The sequence below is a fragment of the Nitrosophilus sp. genome, assembly GCF_982775275.1.
In genome coordinates this window covers 1-1300 of record NZ_CEXZHP010000305.1, presented here as the reverse complement: position 1 = coordinate 1300, position 1300 = coordinate 1, and the positions used below count along the sequence as shown (strand labels likewise).

1 protein-coding gene and 1 pseudogene are annotated in these 1300 nt (G+C 36.7%); both read left to right on the top strand.

Annotated elements, in window-relative coordinates; genetic code table 11:
* Positions 1 to 667 (top strand): annotated as a pseudogene (locus AC30RD_RS09505) (molecular chaperone HtpG); the annotation flags it as partial.
* 95 nt (positions 668 to 762) lie between these two features.
* Positions 763 to 1293: a hypothetical protein gene (locus tag AC30RD_RS09500; RefSeq protein WP_489494305.1), complete on the top strand. Its 531-nt coding sequence runs from the start codon at positions 763 to 765 to the stop codon at positions 1291 to 1293.
* The last annotated feature ends 7 nt before the right edge of the window (positions 1294 to 1300 follow it).

The window sequence follows — 1300 nt, the reverse complement described above, 5'->3', positions numbered from 1 at the left end:
CCATACACTCAACTCTGAAGAGATGACAACTATAGAGGAGTTTGTCAAAAATGTAGATCAAGAGAAAAAAGAGATCTACTATCTCACAGCAAAATCATCGATAGATATGCTTAAACACTCTCCTGTACTTGAGAAGTTTAAATCCCGCGGTATCGATGTGCTTCTACTCAATGAGGAGGTTGACACTATCATCTTCCCTATGGTAACGGAGTACAAAGAGTATAAACTCGTCCCTGCAGCAGATGCAAAGTTTGAAGAGAGTGATGAGGAGAAAAAAGTAAAAGAGGAGCTTGTAAAAGAGTATGAAAGTTTTACAAAAGAGTTCAAAGATATCTTAGGTGATGCTGTAAAATCTGTAGAGGTCTCTACTGAACTTACAGAGTCTGCTGTTGCTCTTAAAGCAGACAAAGAGGATCCTGCATACATGATGGCACAAATGATGAAACAGATGGGTCAAGGTGGTGATGCTCAGGAACCTGCACCTATTTTGGAGATTAATCCAAAACATGAATTGATCCAAAAACTTAAAGAGTCTGCAGATCAAAACCTTATAAGTGATGCGGCACATGTTCTTTTAGATCAAGCAAAACTATTTGATGGACAAGAACTTGATGATACTGCAGATTTTGTTACAAGATTAAACAGAATTATTGCAAAAGCATTATAAAAGAAGGTGGGTGTAATGGTAGCACTCACTAACATATCTCCACATTTTATGCTCATATAAGGGAGCAGCCCTAGGAAATATGCTATATTTTAAAAATGTTTAGTAAATTAAAAGTAACAAAAAATCTTTACACTGTAAGCACTAAAAGCGGGACGCTTCTTCGTGATGCAAAGAAGCGTCTTGATGTACTGAGTAAAGGTAAATTAAAAGATTTATCGATTATAAAAGATTATACGTATAACCCTGATCTTGCAGTTGAGGAATTGGGGATTGACTACGACTTGGTTTTGCAGTTACTTGATGATTATGTTGCTCAAACTATTAAATCGATTGTGCAGTTTGAGGAGCATATGAAGAGATTGCAATATTCTCAATCTGAAGATCTTATTCTGGATTATCAGGCTTTTAGAGAGCTCGCACACAAAAACCTTGGAGTAGCAAGAAATTTAAGAATCAAAGATGCAGAAGTTTTACTGTATGAATTGATGAAAAAAGATGATTTAGATTATCTTATACTGTGCCTAGAAGCACTGAAAGCGTGCGCAGTACGTCTTTCGCCAAAATGTGCATACGATACCCTTACACTCATAGAGGTCAAAAATACTCTGCTACATGGTGAGGGGTAGTTCTATG